The following is a 15,773-nucleotide window of genomic DNA, read 5'->3' on the forward strand; positions in this document are numbered from 1 at the left end:
TTGCTTGAGCATTTTCGAGGGTCACACGGGCGTGTGACCCTGAAGATGTTTAATTACAACTTCGGACCCGCAGCCTTGATGGCGTCGCTCACGTCGAACTTCTTGAAGTTCTCCACGAACAGGCCAGCCAGTGCTTTTGCCGCTTCGTCGTAGGCAGCTTTGTCAGCCCAGGTGTTGCGTGGGTTGAGCAGGCCGGTATCGACGCCGGGTACTGACTTCGGTACGTCGAGGTTGATGGTGTCGAGGTGTTCGGTTTCGGCACCGATCAGTGCGCCGCTCTGGATCGCTGCGATCACGCCACGGGTGGTCGGGATGTTGAAGCGCTTGCCGACGCCGTAGCCACCGCCGGTCCAGCCGGTGTTGACCAGGTAGACCTTGGATTTGAAGCCGCGGATGCGCTTGATCAGCAGTTCTGCGTATTCGCCAGCCGGACGCGGGAAGAACGGTGCGCCGAAGCAGGTGGAGAAGGTGGACTTGATGCCCGAACCCGAACCCATTTCAGTCGAGCCGACCAGTGCGGTGTAACCCGACAGGAAGTGGTAGGCGGCCTGTTCTTCGCTGAGGATCGACACAGGCGGCAGTACGCCGGTCAGGTCGCAGGTCAGGAAGATAACGGCGTTCGGCTCGCCACCGAGGTTCTTCGGTGCGCGTTTTTCGATCAGTTCGCGCGGGTAGGCGGCGCGGCTGTTCTGGGTCAGGCTGCTGTCGGCGTAGTCGGCTTTTTTGGTAACCGGGTCGAGTACGACGTTTTCCAGTACGGCGCCGTGCTGGATGGCTTTCCAGATGACCGGCTCGTTCTTCTCGGACAGATCGATGCACTTGGCATAGCAACCGCCTTCGATGTTGAACACCACGCCCTCGCCCCAGCCGTGTTCGTCGTCACCGATCAGGTAACGGCTTTCATCAGCGGACAGGGTGGTCTTGCCGGTGCCGGACAGGCCGAAGAACAGGGTGACATCGCCCTCTTCGCCCATGTTGGCCGCGCAGTGCATCGGCAGAACGTCGGACGCCGGGAGCAGGAAGTTCTGCACCGAGAACATGGCTTTCTTCATTTCGCCGGCATAACGCATGCCTGCGATCAGCACCTTGCGGGCTTTGAAGTTGATGATGACGGTGCCGTCGGAGTTGGTGCCGTCACGCTCAGGGTCGCAGACGAACCATGGCGCGTTCTGGATTTCCCACTCGTCCTTGCCAGCCGGGTTGTACTGTTCAGGGTTGATGAACAGGCAACGGCCGAACAGATTGTGCCACGCAGTCTCGGTGGTCATCTTGACCGGCAGGTAGTGCGCAGGGTCGGAGCCTACATGAACATGGGAAACGAAGCGCTCGCGCTCGGCGAGGTACGCGCCGACAAGGTCCCACAGAGCGTTGAATTTATCCACCGGGAACTTGCGGTTGATCGGGCCCCAGGCGATGGCGTCCTGAGTGCTCGGCTCTTCAACGATGAAACGATCGACCGGCGAACGGCCAGTGCGATGGCCTGTCTCCACAACCAGTGCGCCAGTATCGGACAGTACGCCTTCTTTGCGGGCAAGGGCTTCCTTGACCAGTTCGTCGGTGCTCAGATCGGTGTACACAGCGTTGTTGGTTTGCGTCATGAGGTTCCCCGTCGGCCTGTGGCCGAGTGCTCCAAACGGTTTTGTAGTAAAAAAACAACCACTACTACAGCGTAAAAGTGGGCCGGATTATGCCAGAAATGCCCGGAAATGGTAGGACCCTCCTGTCAGAACAGCATTACAGGGGCCCACACCGTTTTCTGAGGCCCTTTACGCGATGATTAATGGCGCGTGTCAGATGGCGAATCGACACCGCCGCCAGCAAACAGCTGCGCGACGTCAGTGGCATCGAACAGATAGCGTTCGTTGCAGAACTGGCAATCGATCTCGATCGTGCCGTTGTGCTCGATAACCAATTGCTGCGCGTCCTCCAGCCCAAGGCTGGCCAGCGCATTGGCCGAGCGCTCACGCGAGCAACTGCAGCGAAAGCAGATGGGCTGTTCGTCGAACAGGCGAACCGGGTCTTCGTGATACAGGCGATGCAGGATGGTCTGGTTGTCCAGCCCGAGCATTTCCTCGGCCGTAAGGGTGTTGGCCAGGGTGATGACGTGCTCCCAGCTGGCGTCGCGTTCTTCCGGATCGGTGATCTGTGCGATGGGCAGCTGTTGCAGCAACAGACCACGGGCGCGGTGACCGTCGGCCTTGAGCCAGAAACGCGTGCCGAGCTGTTCGGACATCACGAAATAGTTGGAGAGGCTTTCCGACAGGTCGACGCCGTCGAGGGCAACGATGCCCTGATAGCGCTTGCCCTTGTTCGGGTCGATGGTCAATGCCAGCGAGCCATCGGGCATCAGGTCCTGCAGACCTGCGCCTGCTGTGACCAATGCCTCGTCATAACGGGCAATGCCACGCAGTTCACGCTCGCTGGAGCACTCGACCATCAGCAACGGCACTGCGCCGCTGGAGCGTGCCTGGAGGATCAACAGGCCGTCGAATTTGAGGGTGCCGACGAGCAGCGCGGCAGCCGCCATCAGTTCGCCAAGCAACTGCGCGACCGGCTCCGGGTAGGGATGCTTGGCGAGCACTTCGGCGTAGCTGCGCTCCAAGGCGACCAGTTCTCCGCGAACGTCGCTTTCGTCGAAGATGAAGCGCTGGGTGAAATCGATGTTCGGGAAATCATGCATAGGTAGGAAAGGTATCTGAAGTAATGACAATGGATGGCACGCGGCTGAGGAAGCACCGTCCGGCACTCGAAAGCGCCGTGGGCCATGCGGATTGACCGCATTTTAGGAGCTATGCGGTGCGCTTCCAAGCTGGATGGCACGTCGGACTGATAGCCGGAGCTGCCCGGTGCCGTGTTTCAGTCGTTGTTCTGGCTGGCGCGGAAGCCGAAAAGCTCCCGGCGTTGCTTCTTGGTCGGCTTTCCGTCGGTGGTCACACCCAGGTTGCCGGCCTTGCGCTGAGCGGCAGCATGCTCGCGCCTGGCGATGCTCTCGGGTGTCTCGTGATACAGCGTCTGTGCCTCCGGCGCGCCACGGCGAACGATGGACAGAGCCTCGACGACTACGGTGCGGTCGTCGAAACCCATGCGAATCTGAAACTCGTCGCCGATACGAGGCTCTTTGCCGGGCTTGCAACGTTCGCCGCGACAGTGCACCTTTCCGCTTTCGATAGCCGCTTTGGCCAGCGCGCGAGTTTTGAAAAAGCGCGCGGCCCACAGCCATTTATCCAGGCGGACCTTATCGTCTTCTTCCATCTTTTGTGCCATTTGAATTCCTCATGCGTGTGGCAGTCTGAACGTTATCCGGCTAATCAGGAAACCTGGCGGTCTGCAGTTGCTGATCTATAGCTGTCAAGAACATGAAGTAACCGATCCTTGCTTGTCAAAATCCGCTATTCATCATTTTATGGCCCTGACCTCACATGGAGTGCGATGTGACAGATTTTCCAACTTCGTTGACCTCCCCCAAAAAGGGGTGTGAGGGCTGCACCGGCAGTCCGGAACTGGGCTTTTCGTTTGATTATGCCTATCAACCCATCGTCAACCTGCATGACCAGTCGATCTTTGCCCATGAGGCGCTGGTCCGGGGCCCGAATGGTGAAGGCGCGATGTCGGTACTGAACCAGGTCACCGACCAGAACCGCTATCGGTTCGATCAGACCTGCCGGACCACAGCCATCGCCGGCGCTGCGAGACTGGGCATGACCGAACGTTTATCGATCAATTTTTTGCCAAATGCCGTGTATCGTCCCGAGCTGTGTATCCGCAGCACGCTGGAAGCGGCCAAGCTTCATGACTTTCCCATCGAGCGGTTGATTTTCGAAACCATTGAAAGCGAACATGTCTGCAACAACGGCCATTTGAGCAACATCCTGCGCGAATACCGAGAGTTCGGTTTCATGACCGCCATCGACGATTTCGGTGCCGGCTACTCCGGCCTGACGCTGCTGGCTGATTTCCAGCCCGATCTGATAAAACTCGACATGCACCTGGTTCGCGACATTCATCGTGATCGCGCACGTCAGGCCATTGTTCGTGGCGTTGTCACAATGTGTACGGACTTGGGGATTAAACTCATCGCCGAAGGCATCGAACACATTGAAGAGCGGGATTTTCTGGCTGACTGCGGCATATCCCTGATGCAAGGCTATTTGTTCGCCAAACCTGCATTCAAAGCCCTGGCTCAGGTAGCACCCGAGGCCTGGCAGAAGTCTTGAACAGTACGGAATTGCATTGAAGACATTCGATCATCTGACAGTTATCGGCCTGCGCGAGTGGGTGGCGCTTCCCGATCTGGGCGTGGCAGGCCTGCGGGCAAAAATCGATACCGGTGCAAGCACGTCGAGCCTGCATGCCACGGAAATCGAGCCTTTTGAACGCAATGGCCAGAAATGGGTGCGCTTTAACGCGCATCTGGGCACTGTGGTTCAGTTGCGGCATCGTCGCTGCGAAGCGCAACTGGTTGCCATGAAAACCATTAAAAGCTCCAACGGTCAGGCGCAGGTGCGTTATGTCATTCGCACCACACTGGCCCTGGGTGATCGTATCTGGCCGGTGGAATTCACACTGGCTTGCCGCAAGTCGATGCGTTATCGACTGCTGCTCGGTTCCAAAGCTCTGATCGACGGCCATCTGGTGGTCAATCCGGGCATAACTTACGTACAAGACAAGCCGGTGTTCCCGGCCTCTACTTCCTCAGGTGTTGCATGAAGATCGCTGTGCTTTCGCGTAATCCGCGTTTGTATTCCACCCGTCGTCTGGTCGAAGCTGGCATTGAGCGTGGCCATGAGATGGTGGTGATCGACACCCTGCGCGCCTATATGAACATCGCCAGCCATAAGCCGCAGATTCACTACCGCGGCAAACCTCTGGAGGGCTTCGATGCGGTGATCCCGCGCATCGGTGCTTCGGTGACTTTCTATGGCTGTGCGGTGTTGCGTCAGTTTGAAATGATGGGCGTGTTTCCGCTCAATGAATCGGTCGCCATTGCCCGTTCGCGGGACAAGCTGCGCTCGTTGCAACTCCTGTCACGCCGGGGGATCGGCTTGCCCGTTACCGGTTTCGCTCACTCGCCCGACGATATTCCCGACCTGATCCAGATGGTCAACGGCGCGCCGCTGGTCATCAAGGTGCTCGAAGGCACTCAGGGGATCGGCGTGGTGCTGTGCGAAACGGCCACAGCGGCCGAATCGGTGATCGAAGCCTTCATGGGCCTCAAGCAGGACATCATGGTTCAGGAATACATCAAGGAAGCGGGCGGCGCCGACATCCGCTGCTTTGTGGTCGGTGACAAGGTCATTGCCTCGATGAAGCGCCAGGCCAAGCCTGGCGAGTTCCGCTCCAACCTGCACCGCGGCGGCAGCGCCAGCCTGATCAAGATCACCCCTGAAGAGCGCATGACTGCGCTGCGTGCAGCCAAGGTCATGGGGCTGAGCGTGGCGGGTGTGGATATCCTGCGTTCCAACCACGGCCCTCTGGTGATGGAGGTCAACTCCTCGCCTGGCCTGGAAGGCATTGAAGTGACCACCAGCAAGGACGTGGCCGGGATGATCATCGAGTACCTCGAGAAAAACAGCGGCCCGCATATGACCCGTACCAAAGGTAAAGGCTGACTGCCCGCCCCCGTTTCGATTGCACACGCCGGCGCCATGTCTGCGGACGCCGGCCTGTGCATTCAGCTACCGTACATCAGGTAAACAGGCTTGCCAGTCGAGTCCTCGCCGCCGTATCCCGTCTTTAATCCCGCATCCCTCTGTTCAGCTTAAGGCGACGTAATAGCCAGCTTCGCGCCGAATAGCCCTCCTCCTGCGCGGCATAAATCAACACATTTCTCGCGTATTTGTATGCCGATCATGCATGAGGTAGTCGTTTACGGCATTAGACGTATACGCGCGCCATGGGAATAGTTGCGACTTTTTTCGCCTGCTACAGAGCTGGGATGCTCGTCTGCGGTGACCTTCTCGGGACATTTCCAAAGGGAGCTCCTGCCTCGAAACTGCTGTGAAAAAGCACGCTCGGCGCACGGGTTTTGGATTTGCCCAAGCCACTTTGAACAAGGGTAATAATATGAAGAAGGCAAAGCTGAGTCTGGCCTGGCAGATTCTGATCGGACTGGTACTGGGTATCGCTGTGGGGGCGCTACTCAATCATTTCAGTGCAGAAAAGGCCTGGTGGATCACTAACATCCTGCAGCCCGCAGGCGATATCTTCATTCGTCTGATCAAGATGATCGTTATCCCTATCGTTGTCGCCTCGCTGATCGTCGGTATCGCCGGCGTGGGTGATGCCAAGAAACTGGGGCGTATCGGTCTCAAGACCATTCTCTATTTCGAAGTCGTGACCACTATCGCGATTCTGGTGGGCCTGGTGCTGGCCAATGTGTTCCATCCGGGCACCGGCATCGACATGAGTACACTGGGCACTGTCGATATCTCCAAGTATCAGCAGACGACTGCTGAAGTTCAGCACGATCATGCGTTTATCGCGACCATTCTCAACCTGATCCCGTCCAACATCTTCGCTGCCATGGCGCGTGGCGAGATGCTGCCGATCATCTTCTTTTCAGTGTTGTTCGGTCTTGGGCTTTCCAGCCTGCAGGCCGAGGTCCGTGAGCCGCTGGTGAAACTGTTTCAGGGAGTCTCGGAGACCATGTTCAAGGTCACTCACATGATCATGAACTACGCGCCGATCGGCGTGTTTGCGCTGATTGCCGTGACTGTCGCCAATTTCGGCTTCGCCTCCCTGCTGCCGCTCGCCAAGCTGGTGATTCTGGTGTACGTGGCCATCGCCTTCTTCGCCTTTGTGGTGCTGGGGCTGATCGCTCGTGCATTCGGCTTTTCGGTCATCAGGCTGATGCGCATCTTCAAGGACGAGCTGATTCTGTCCTACTCCACAGCCAGCTCCGAAACCGTGCTGCCGCGCGTGATCCAGAAGATGGAAGCCTATGGCGCGCCAAAGGCGATCTGCAGCTTCGTGGTGCCTACGGGCTACTCGTTCAACCTTGACGGCTCGACGCTCTATCAGAGCATCGCAGCGATCTTCATCGCTCAGTTGTACGGCATCGACCTGTCGATTGGCGCGCAATTGATGCTGGTACTGACCCTGATGGTCACCTCCAAAGGCATCGCAGGCGTACCGGGCGTTTCCTTCGTCGTGCTGCTGGCGACCCTGGGCAGCGCCGGTATTCCTCTGGAAGGCCTGGCATTCATCGCCGGTGTCGACCGCATCATGGACATGGCGCGTACCGCCTTGAACGTTATCGGCAATGCGCTGGCAGTGCTGGTCATCTCGCGCTGGGAAGGCATGTACGACGATGCCAAGGGCGAGCGCTACTGGGAATCCCTGCCGCACTGGCGTAGCAAAGAGCCCGTGCCACTGCGCCAGCCTACTGCAGAGTAACGCCCATCGTTCCTCATGCGTGGGCGTGAGGAACGAGCTGTCTCAGCGGTCTGCCCGCTGCACGCGAGCCATGAATGCCGGCCAGTCGGCCTCTCTGTCAGCCGCTACTTGCTGAACGTTCGGGCTCAAGGCCAGTTGCTCCTGCAGGGCTCGGGCAGCGGGCATGTCCTCCAGCAGGTCCAGCCCGAACAATCGCTCGCCGACCTGTTGCGCCAGATCGACGCTGTACAGAAAGTAGATATCGGCAACGGTGAAATGCTCGCCAGCGACGTAGGGTGCAAACAGGCCGCGCTGGGCCAGGGCGGCGAACCCTTTGATCAGATCGCGACGCGCCTTGGCCTTGAGGTCGGGCGGCGTCGGTCTGCCACCAAAGATCACCTCCGCATAACACATGCGCGCCGGCAGCTCGATGTACAGCTCGATTTCCTTGGCGATGGTCCATACCTGAGCGCGTGCGAAAGCGCTGGCGGGCAGCAGTGGCCGGTCCGGTGAGGTGTCCTCTATATAGCGCAGAATCACGTCGGTCTCACTGATGAAGCCTTCCGCCGTTCCGAGTACCGGCACCTTCCCGCGGGCGCTGACGGCCAGCACCTCGGGGCTCTGACAGCCAAACAGCGGCACCACCTGAAAGGGCAGTTGCTTCTCCAGCAGCGCCAGCTTGACCATGTTGAAGTAGTTGCTTGCGGCGAATCCATAAAGCGTCAGCATCGTCGGCCTCCTCAGCCTCCATCCTGGTAATTGACGGGCTGCACGCTACCGGGCTGACTCTATCTTTCAGTGACTTGGGTCATTTCCCGGCAGTTTTAGGAAGCGTCCTACACATGACCATTCGGGCGCGCAGGACTGCCCGATTGCAGGATTCCGGGTAGACTGCCCGCCTTACCTGAGGAGTGACCATGACCGACGACATCGATAATGACGAAGAAGACTTTGCTGCCTCGACCCTGATCGAAGCCATCGAGAACCAGATCGAAGCCGGTAATCCGCCCGCAGCCAGAGCGGTCTTCAACATGCTGACCCTGGTGAACTATGAGCGTGAAGATATTCTTGAAATGATGGCCCATGTGCTGGCTATCGAGATCGATGCCCTGCTGGAGCAGGACCGTCCGTTCGACACACAATGGTATGAAGCCGCGCTGCGCGCCCTGCCTGACCTGCCGCCGGAAAAATGATCCTGCGGTCAGAGCGTGACAGCAAGATATATGCTGCAAACACTTCAGACGCTGACTACACTGCAAATGCCCCGCTGCCGCTTGATCCTCCGGGGCCACACGCCAAACCGGCTTTAACGGTCATCCAGAACCGACGAGCGCAGATCGGACACGTCGATTCCAGAGCACACCCGCCAGCCGGCGAGGTCGTACTACTACAAAAAGTCTGGAGTACCTATGTCGTATACCCCTGAGTTGGTTGCCGAACTGGAAATTCTTGCACTGTTCAATCTGGGAAACACCCAGGAAGGCCTCAAAGTCCACCATGTAGCGGCGCCCACCGCCGTCGCAGCAGCACAAAGACTCTTCGATAAAGGACTGACGACCCAGGTCGATGGCGGCTACCTGACCAGCCTCGGGCTCGAGGCCGCCCAGCATGCCCAATCATTGCTGACCATCCTCAACGTCTCCAGGCAAGCCGCCTGAATGTAGCAGGGCCTGCGCACAAAAAAGCGTGGCAGGCCCTTCACTTATCCGAGCGCCAGTCGATACAGGACGTTGGCGCCAGAATAACCATCCGACCGAATCCGCTTCTCTCGGCTGCAAACCTTCTCCGCCATCTTGCTCGGTAATTCCACGCCGGCACAGGCCAGATGCCTTGAGTTGCGATGACGCGTAATCCTGAAATTCGCCCCGACCTGGATGAGGGCATCGACCGCAAGGTTCTCAGCCAGCTGCGTAACCGTTTCCTGTCGCTCAATGACGGGCGGTACGCGCGTGCGCTGGAAGGTATGTCGACCCGCCAGCAGAGCGTTTTGACCCTGCTGCCGCTGTTCTTTCACGTCAACCATCCGCTGTTGCCCGGTTATGTTTCCGGCAGCACGCCTGCCGGCGTTTCGCATTACGAACCGGACACGCTGGCCCTGGCCGAGGCGCAGCGGCTGACGCGCTCCTTTTCCTACAAGGCCCGGCATGGCAACCCGCCCCAGCCGATTCATGGCCTGTTTCTGATGGGCAGCCTCGGCACGCTGGCTCAGGCTGAACAAAGCGACATGGATGTCTGGGTCTGCCACGACAGCGAGCTGGAACCGGAGGCCATCGCCGAACTGCGCAAGAAGTGCCAGGCACTTGAAGCCTGGGCTGCGACGATGGGCGCAGAGGCGCATTTCTTTCTGATCGACCCACAGCGTTTCAAGAGCGGCGAGCGCGATTCGCAGCTCAGCTCGGACGATTGCGGGACTACCCAGCATTACCTGTTGCTCGACGAGTTTTATCGCACCGCGATCTGGCTCGCCGGGCGCACCCCGATGTGGTGGCTGGTGCCGGTCTATGAAGAGCAGAATTACGATGATTACACCCACACCCTGCTCAGCAAGCGCTTCATTCGCGCCAGCGAGGTGCTCGACCTCGGCCCGATGTCGCACATTCCCCCGGCCGAGTTCATCGGTGCCGGATTGTGGCAGTTGTTCAAAGGCATCGAGTCGCCCTACAAGTCTGTGCTCAAGCTGCTGTTGATCGAGGTCTATTCCAGCGAGCATCCTCGCGTGCAGTGCCTGAGCCTGCGCTTCAAACAAGCGGTGTTCGCCAATCAGCTGGACCCGGATGAACTGGACCCTTACGTGGTCGTGTACCGGCGTATCGAGGAGCATCTGCAGGCGCGCAACGAGCCGGAGCGCCTGGAGCTGGTGCGGCGTAGCCTGTACCTGAAGGTCAACAAGAAGCTCACCGGATCGACCCGCCTGCGCAACGCCGGCTGGCAGCGCCAGCTGCTGGAGCGCCTGACCACGGAGTGGGGGTGGGACGAGCGACAATTGGCGTTGCTCGACAGTCGCAGTCAGTGGAAAGTCCGCCAGGTGGCCGGCGAGCGCCGCTCACTGGTCAACGAGCTGAATTACAGCTATCGCTTTCAGAGCCGATTCGCCAAAACGCAAAGCACTGCCGATGCCCTCAATGCCCGCGACCTGACCATTCTGGGTCGGCGCCTGTATGCGGCTTTTGAACGCAAGGCGGGCAAGGTCGAGTTCATCAACCCTGGCATCGCCCCTGACCTTGCCGAAGATACGCTGACGCTGGTGCACTCTCCCGACAAGCGCGAGCCCGGCAAGCACCAGTGGGCCTTGTATAACGGCAATCTGGGCATTCACGAGTTGCCGAACTTCTCACCACTCAAACGCAGCCGTGAATTGCTTGAGCTGTTGACCTGGTGCCACCGCAATACCGTGATCGACAGCACTACCCGCGTGGCATTGCACCCCGGCGCCAGTCACCTGAGCGAGTTCGAACTGTTCAATCTGATGGGCGCCTTGCAGCAGAGCATTCAACTGCCACTGCCCGAGGTCAGCGATGAGGCGTTACTGATGCCCAGCACGCCCAGCGAGATACTGCTGTTGATCAATGTCGGCGTCGATCCGCTCAGGCATCACCGCGACCTCAATATTCTGATGACCACCGAACGCACCGACTCGCTCAGTTATGCGGGTGTCCGGGAAAATCTGGTGCTGACGCTGGACCAGATCACCCTCAATACCTGGAACGAAACACTGGTCAGCCGCTACGACGGCCCGCACGCCCTGCTCGATTGCATGAGCGAACTGCTCGGCAGCCTGCCGCAGAGCGGTAAACAGCCGCAGATTCACGTGCGTTGCTTCTGCCATAACCGTGCGCCCGCCATTGCTCAGCGTGTTGAAGAACTGATCGGCACGGCACGTTTGTTACTTGAAAGGCGGCTCAATCACCGTTACCTGATTCAGGTGCAGCAGCAGTATCACGTGTTAGAGATGAAGCCGGGGCAGATCGGTCATGTGGTGATCAACAGCCTGCCCGGCCTGTTCAAGTATCTGGGTGAACAGCTGTCGTCGTACAGCCCGCTACACCTGGACCCGCAGGCACTCGATGACCACGATCTGGCCCTGATCCTGCCGCTTGGTCAGCCGGAATGCATTCAGGTGTTCTACCGGGTCAACGAGCCGGATGCTGACCTGTACGTGCTTGACGAGCACAATTCGCTCTGGCACCAGCGTCTGCCTTATCACGATGAGCAAAGCCTGCTGGTGCCGCTGCAGCGCTTTCTTCACGCGCTGGTTTATCGCCGGGGCGCTTCATTGCCGCTGGATGATCCGTCCGCGCCGGTTACGCTGGAAGCCCTCTACTATCAGATGCTGCCCTCCGGCGCAGGGCCTGCCCGACGTGTTGAACATCGACCAGCGCCGACTGCCGCGGACAAGGCGTTTTACGATGTGCAGGCAATCATTGAAGAAACCTCGCCAGGGCAACTGAACGCTACCCTGTACTGCGACAACAGCGAGTTTTCCGAGCTGGAATACGGCGATCGACTGTACGCCGCCGTCGCGCAACAAATCCTCGGCAAACGCCTGGAGCTTCAGCGCTACCGCTGTTACATCACCGACCTGGACCTCTCCGGGCTGCTCGACGGCAAGCACGGACAAAGCATCCTCTTCCTGCGCCACAAGGCCGAACTGGAGAAGCTGCTGAACGAGGCGATGGATCAGGCCTGACGTTCAGCATTGGCACGGTAGGTGTTCTGAGGGACGCCTGTCGTTCCTCACGCTCCGTGGGAATGCAGTTCCGGACGCTCTGCGTCCGCTCTTGAATGCGGAGGTAGCGTCTTCTATTACTCGTACTCGCCCGCCGCTTCCGGCTGATATTCCACCGCCAGCAAGGTCAGTTTCAGGGTCTTGCCGCCCGGTGCAGGCCAGTCGATGTGTTGGCCGATTTGCAGACCCAGCAGCGCTGAACCCATTGGCGCCAGGACCGAGACGGTGCCGTCCGCGCCCGCATCCTGTGGATAAACCAGCTTGAGGTGGTAGTCCTTGCCACTGACTTCTTCGCGGCAATGCACACGCGAATTCATGGTCACAACGCCCGCAGGCACTTCGTCGTGGCCAACCACCTGGTCGGCGCGGTCCAGTTCGGCCTGCAACGCCTGGATACCCGGCGCGTCTTCGTCCTGGCTGGCGATAAAACTCTCAAGACGCTGTACGTCGAGTCGGGTAAGGATGATCGAAGGTGCTGTGGTCATGGTCTGGGCAGACTCCTTTATTCTCCATGAATAAAACAAAACCCCACCAGTTGGCGGGGTTTGACGAGCCTCTTGTCTGCAGAGGCAAGGCCTGACACTAACACAGCGCAGTAAATACACAACCCGACGCGGTTTTAGCCTGCGGCCTGGTCAACCTCGGCGCGGGCTCGACGCTGATCGGCTTCATGGCGAATCTGACGGCGGCGGTCGTCATCGGCCGATCGCCATTCGCGGATGTCTTCGACATGACGGAAGCACCCCAGGCAAACCTTCTGCTCATCGAGCCGACACAGGCTGATACACGGCGAGGCCACTGCCGGGCTGACATTGCTGAAAAGCGGCTTGGGCGGTCGAACGGGGGACTGGCTCACGATCAGATCTCGGAGAAGTCCAGTTCGACGCCGGCTTGCTCGACGGTAAAGCGCTCCAGCATCTCGCTCAGCAGCTCGTCACTGGAGTCGCAGGCCCAGCACTGATTCTCTTCGTCGTAGTCGAAGTGAAAACCACCTGATCTGGCGGCCAGCCAGAGCTGACGCAGGGGCTCCTGACGGCTGAAGATGAGCTGCGTGCCGCCTTCAAACTTGACCGTCAGTACACCGGCCGAGTTTTCCAGGTCCACATCCAGACCACTCTCGTCGAATACGTCTTCGATATTCTGCTGCGTCGCATCGACGAGGTCGTGAAAACGGGCTTCGGTCAAACTCATTGCGGGAACCTCGGTAAGTGTCTGCAAATAGCGCAGAGGGGCAAGATACGGACGCAGCCAGGCAAATGCAAAGCTTACTCATCATTGACGATGCACGAGCACTTTAATCCCGATCAACCATAGCTCTGCTGCGGCTTTCGCGCCAAAGGCCCGCCAGACGGGACGCTGCTCGCATAGGCAAGGTGCCGGGTGGTCGGTATACTCGGGCGCAATTAATGCTTTTACAAAGGATTTCGCCATGAAGCGCCTGATCTCTTCGCTTGCTGCGCTTGTCGCGGTCGCTTGTCTTGTCACAGCTTGTGGCCAGAAAGGCCCGCTGTATCTGCCGGATGACACCAAAACCCCGGACGAACAAGCCAAATCGCAATCGCACAAGCACCTTTAAGGGACTCCAATGGACGCCTTCAACTACCGCGACGGTGAGCTGTTCGCGGAAGGGGTAGCATTGTCTGCCATTGCCGAGCGCTTCGGCACGCCGACCTATGTCTACTCGCGCGCTCATATCGAAGCGCAATACCGTGCCTACGCCGATGCGCTGAGCGGCATGCCGCACATGGTCTGCTTCGCCGTGAAAGCCAACTCCAACCTGGGCGTGCTCAATGTCCTGGCGCGCCTTGGCGCCGGTTTCGACATCGTCTCGCGTGGCGAACTGGAGCGTGTGCTGGCGGCGGGCGGCAAGGCCGAAAAAATCGTGTTTTCCGGTGTCGGCAAGACCCGCGAAGACATGCGTCGCGCCCTTGAAGTCGGCGTGCACTGCTTCAACGTCGAATCCACCGACGAGCTCGAGCGCCTGCAGGAAGTGGCTGCCGAACTCAACGTTCGTGCGCCGATATCGCTGCGGGTCAATCCGGACGTGGATGCAGGCACTCATCCTTACATCTCCACGGGCCTCAAGGAAAACAAGTTCGGCATCGCCATTGCAGCAGCGGAAGACGTGTACATTCGCGCCTCGCAACTGCCGAACCTGGAAGTGATCGGGGTCGACTGCCATATCGGCTCGCAACTGACCACGCTCGAACCGTTCATTGATGCGCTGGATCGCCTGCTGGCCCTGGTCGATCGTCTGGGCGATTGCGGCATTCATCTGCACCACATCGACCTGGGTGGCGGCCTTGGCGTGCGTTATCGCGATGAAGAGCCTCCGCTGGCGGCCGACTACATCAAGGCCGTGCGTGAGCGCCTTGCCGGTCGCGACCTGGGGCTGCTGTTCGAGCCGGGACGCTTCATCGTCGCCAACGCAGGCGCGTTGCTGACCCGTGTCGAATACCTCAAGCATACCGATCACAAGGATTTTGCCATCGTCGATGCGGCGATGAACGATCTGATCCGGCCCGCGCTGTATCAGGCCTGGATGGATGTCACAGCGGTGCGTCCGCGTGACAGCGAACCTCGTGCGTACGATATCGTCGGGCCGATCTGCGAGACCGGCGATTTCCTCGCCAAGGGGCGCGAGCTGGCCCTGGCCGAGGGCGATCTGCTAGCCGTTCATTCAGCCGGTGCCTATGGCTTCGTCATGAGCTCGAACTACAACACCCGTGGCCGTGCCGCCGAGGTACTGGTCGACGGTTCCCAGGCTTTTGAAGTGCGTCGTCGCGAAACCGTGGCCGAGCTGTTCGCTGGCGAAAGCCTGCTGCCGGAGTAATCCCCATGCTGCTGCGTTTTACCAAGATGCACGGGCTGGGTAACGACTTCATGGTCCTGGACCTTGTGAGTCAGCACGCGCATATCTTGCCCAAGCACGCCAAACAATGGGGCGACCGCCACACCGGTATCGGTTTCGATCAGCTTTTGCTGGTCGAGGCGCCGAACAACCCGGATGTGGACTTTCGCTATCGAATCTTCAATTCCGACGGCTCCGAAGTCGAGCAGTGCGGCAACGGTGCACGCTGCTTTGCCCGTTTCGTACTCGACAAGCGCCTGACGGCCAAGAAGCAGATCCGCGTCGAGACCAAGAGCGGCATCATCGAACTGGATATCCGCAGCGACGGGCAGATCAGCGTCGATATGGGACCGCCAAGGTTTGTCCCCGAAGAGATACCCTTCGAAGCAGCGGAACAGGCCATCAGTTACACCGTTGACGTCGACGGGCAGAATATCGAAATGGCGGCCGTGTCCATGGGCAATCCGCACGCCGTGCTGCGGGTCGATGACATCAATAACGCACCGGTGCATGAACTGGGGCCGAAGATCGAGCATCACCCGCGCTTTCCGGCCCGGGTCAACGTCGGCTTTCTTCACGTTGTGGACCGTCAGCGTGCGCAGTTGCGTGTCTGGGAACGCGGTGCCGGGGAAACCCAGGCGTGCGGCACCGGTGCCTGTGCGGCGGCTGTCGCTGCCATCAGTCAGGGCTGGATGGACTCGCCGTTGCTGATCGACCTGCCCGGAGGGCGCCTATCCATCGAATGGGCTGGGCCGGGACATTCTGTCATGATGACCGGCCCTGCAGTCAGGGTCTATGAAGGCCAAGTCCGTCTTTGAGTGA

At 59.3% G+C, this 15,773-nt stretch carries 17 protein-coding genes; 10 read left to right on the plus strand and 7 right to left on the minus strand.

Annotated features, from left to right (window positions below):
* Positions 1 to 53 precede the first annotated feature (53 nt).
* The 3 genes from JOE39_RS20435 to JOE39_RS20445 form a co-directional block, all read right to left on the minus strand.
* Positions 54 to 1,598, minus strand: coding sequence for a phosphoenolpyruvate carboxykinase (locus JOE39_RS20435; RefSeq protein WP_046266620.1), 1,545 nt, complete (start codon positions 1,596 to 1,598; stop codon positions 54 to 56).
* Positions 1,599 to 1,777: 179 nt separating this feature from the next.
* Entirely contained in the window at positions 1,778 to 2,680 is a 903-nt protein-coding gene (hslO, locus tag JOE39_RS20440; protein ID WP_003318104.1) for an Hsp33 family molecular chaperone HslO, read from the minus strand.
* A gap of 176 nt (positions 2,681 to 2,856) precedes the next feature.
* On the minus strand, positions 2,857 to 3,264 hold the full coding sequence (locus tag JOE39_RS20445) for a S4 domain-containing protein (protein WP_003344502.1): 408 nt from the start codon (positions 3,262 to 3,264) through the stop codon (positions 2,857 to 2,859).
* A gap of 167 nt (positions 3,265 to 3,431) precedes the next feature.
* On the opposite strand from JOE39_RS20445, the gene JOE39_RS20450 reads away from it, so the two are divergent.
* The 4 genes from JOE39_RS20450 (at position 3,432) to gltP (ending at position 7,395) form a co-directional block, all read left to right on the plus strand.
* The gene (locus JOE39_RS20450; RefSeq protein WP_003318102.1) at positions 3,432 to 4,214 is read left to right on the plus strand and encodes an EAL domain-containing protein; all 783 of its coding nucleotides are present in this window, start codon (positions 3,432 to 3,434) and stop codon (positions 4,212 to 4,214) included.
* A gap of 49 nt (positions 4,215 to 4,263) precedes the next feature.
* Positions 4,264 to 4,707: an ATP-dependent zinc protease gene (locus JOE39_RS20455; protein ID WP_170855945.1), complete on the plus strand. Its 444-nt coding sequence runs from the start codon at positions 4,264 to 4,266 to the stop codon at positions 4,705 to 4,707.
* Positions 4,704 to 5,609, plus strand: a complete 906-nt coding sequence (gene rimK, locus JOE39_RS20460) for a 30S ribosomal protein S6--L-glutamate ligase (RefSeq protein WP_003318100.1) — start codon at positions 4,704 to 4,706, stop codon at positions 5,607 to 5,609. Before JOE39_RS20455 ends, rimK begins: the two co-directional genes overlap by 4 nt.
* Positions 5,610 to 6,063: 454 nt before the next feature.
* A complete protein-coding gene (gene gltP, locus JOE39_RS20465; protein WP_003344498.1) occupies positions 6,064 to 7,395 on the plus strand; it encodes a glutamate/aspartate:proton symporter GltP in 1,332 nt (443 codons plus the stop codon).
* 42 nt (positions 7,396 to 7,437) lie between these two features.
* Here the strand turns inward: gltP and JOE39_RS20470 are convergent, their stop codons facing one another.
* Positions 7,438 to 8,103 (minus strand): glutathione S-transferase, encoded by a 666-nt coding sequence (locus JOE39_RS20470; RefSeq protein WP_004412267.1) that lies wholly within the window; start codon positions 8,101 to 8,103, stop codon positions 7,438 to 7,440.
* Between the two features lie 188 nt (positions 8,104 to 8,291).
* Here JOE39_RS20470 and JOE39_RS20475 point away from each other — a divergent pair, with 188 nt between their 5' ends.
* The 3 genes from JOE39_RS20475 to JOE39_RS20485 all read left to right on the plus strand — a co-directional run bounded on the left by JOE39_RS20475 (position 8,292) and on the right by JOE39_RS20485 (position 12,061).
* Positions 8,292 to 8,567, plus strand: a complete 276-nt coding sequence (locus tag JOE39_RS20475; RefSeq protein WP_003344493.1) for a hypothetical protein — start codon at positions 8,292 to 8,294, stop codon at positions 8,565 to 8,567.
* Positions 8,568 to 8,783: 216 nt separating this feature from the next.
* Complete coding sequence (locus tag JOE39_RS20480) at positions 8,784 to 9,032, plus strand: TIGR02647 family protein (RefSeq protein WP_003344490.1); 249 nt, start codon at positions 8,784 to 8,786, stop codon at positions 9,030 to 9,032.
* A 182-nt stretch (positions 9,033 to 9,214) separates the two neighbouring features.
* Positions 9,215 to 12,061, plus strand: coding sequence for a class I adenylate cyclase (locus JOE39_RS20485; protein WP_210078338.1), 2,847 nt, complete (start codon positions 9,215 to 9,217; stop codon positions 12,059 to 12,061).
* Positions 12,062 to 12,177: 116 nt separating this feature from the next.
* Here JOE39_RS20485 and rnk read toward each other — a convergent pair whose 3' ends face one another.
* The 3 genes from rnk to cyaY form a co-directional block, all read right to left on the minus strand.
* Positions 12,178 to 12,585, minus strand: a complete 408-nt coding sequence (gene rnk, locus JOE39_RS20490; RefSeq protein ID WP_003344485.1) for a nucleoside diphosphate kinase regulator — start codon at positions 12,583 to 12,585, stop codon at positions 12,178 to 12,180.
* A gap of 134 nt (positions 12,586 to 12,719) precedes the next feature.
* Positions 12,720 to 12,956, minus strand: a complete 237-nt coding sequence (locus tag JOE39_RS20495) for a DUF1289 domain-containing protein (protein ID WP_003318094.1) — start codon at positions 12,954 to 12,956, stop codon at positions 12,720 to 12,722.
* Between the two features lie 2 nt (positions 12,957 to 12,958).
* Positions 12,959 to 13,291, minus strand: a complete 333-nt coding sequence (gene cyaY / locus JOE39_RS20500; RefSeq protein WP_003408323.1) for an iron donor protein CyaY — start codon at positions 13,289 to 13,291, stop codon at positions 12,959 to 12,961.
* A gap of 238 nt (positions 13,292 to 13,529) precedes the next feature.
* Between cyaY and JOE39_RS20505 the strand changes: the two genes are divergently transcribed.
* The 3 genes from JOE39_RS20505 to dapF are packed head-to-tail and all read left to right on the plus strand — an operon-like array spanning position 13,530 to position 15,769.
* On the plus strand, positions 13,530 to 13,676 hold the full coding sequence (locus JOE39_RS20505) for a lipoprotein (protein WP_002555817.1): 147 nt from the start codon (positions 13,530 to 13,532) through the stop codon (positions 13,674 to 13,676).
* 9 nt (positions 13,677 to 13,685) lie between these two features.
* Complete coding sequence (gene lysA, locus JOE39_RS20510; RefSeq protein ID WP_032658795.1) at positions 13,686 to 14,933, plus strand: diaminopimelate decarboxylase; 1,248 nt, start codon at positions 13,686 to 13,688, stop codon at positions 14,931 to 14,933.
* Between the two features lie 5 nt (positions 14,934 to 14,938).
* On the plus strand, positions 14,939 to 15,769 hold the full coding sequence (gene dapF, locus JOE39_RS20515) for a diaminopimelate epimerase (protein ID WP_003437351.1): 831 nt from the start codon (positions 14,939 to 14,941) through the stop codon (positions 15,767 to 15,769).
* Positions 15,770 to 15,773: the final 4 nt, after the last annotated feature.

This window comes from Pseudomonas sp. PvP100 (assembly GCF_017833055.1).
In the GTDB taxonomy this organism is placed as follows: domain Bacteria; phylum Pseudomonadota; class Gammaproteobacteria; order Pseudomonadales; family Pseudomonadaceae; genus Aquipseudomonas; species Aquipseudomonas syringae.

What these genes read in the sequence shown, in the direction of transcription:
- JOE39_RS20475 (WP_003344493.1), top strand. Translation starts at nt 8,292, where the DNA reads ATGACCGACGACATCGATAATGACGAAGAAGACTTTGCTGCCTCGACC.
- gltP (WP_003344498.1), top strand. Translation starts at nt 6,064, where the DNA reads ATGAAGAAGGCAAAGCTGAGTCTGGCCTGGCAGATTCTGATCGGACTG.
- JOE39_RS20470 (WP_004412267.1), bottom strand. Translation starts at nt 8,103, where the DNA reads ATGCTGACGCTTTATGGATTCGCCGCAAGCAACTACTTCAACATGGTC.
- JOE39_RS20505 (WP_002555817.1), top strand. Translation starts at nt 13,530, where the DNA reads ATGAAGCGCCTGATCTCTTCGCTTGCTGCGCTTGTCGCGGTCGCTTGT.
- rnk (WP_003344485.1), bottom strand. Translation starts at nt 12,585, where the DNA reads ATGACCACAGCACCTTCGATCATCCTTACCCGACTCGACGTACAGCGT.
- JOE39_RS20485 (WP_210078338.1), top strand. Translation starts at nt 9,215, where the DNA reads ATGACGCGTAATCCTGAAATTCGCCCCGACCTGGATGAGGGCATCGAC.
- hslO (WP_003318104.1), bottom strand. Translation starts at nt 2,680, where the DNA reads ATGCATGATTTCCCGAACATCGATTTCACCCAGCGCTTCATCTTCGAC.
- JOE39_RS20480 (WP_003344490.1), top strand. Translation starts at nt 8,784, where the DNA reads ATGTCGTATACCCCTGAGTTGGTTGCCGAACTGGAAATTCTTGCACTG.
- rimK (WP_003318100.1), top strand. Translation starts at nt 4,704, where the DNA reads ATGAAGATCGCTGTGCTTTCGCGTAATCCGCGTTTGTATTCCACCCGT.
- dapF (WP_003437351.1), top strand. Translation starts at nt 14,939, where the DNA reads ATGCTGCTGCGTTTTACCAAGATGCACGGGCTGGGTAACGACTTCATG.
- JOE39_RS20435 (WP_046266620.1), bottom strand. Translation starts at nt 1,598, where the DNA reads ATGACGCAAACCAACAACGCTGTGTACACCGATCTGAGCACCGACGAA.
- lysA (WP_032658795.1), top strand. Translation starts at nt 13,686, where the DNA reads ATGGACGCCTTCAACTACCGCGACGGTGAGCTGTTCGCGGAAGGGGTA.
- cyaY (WP_003408323.1), bottom strand. Translation starts at nt 13,291, where the DNA reads ATGAGTTTGACCGAAGCCCGTTTTCACGACCTCGTCGATGCGACGCAG.
- JOE39_RS20445 (WP_003344502.1), bottom strand. Translation starts at nt 3,264, where the DNA reads ATGGCACAAAAGATGGAAGAAGACGATAAGGTCCGCCTGGATAAATGG.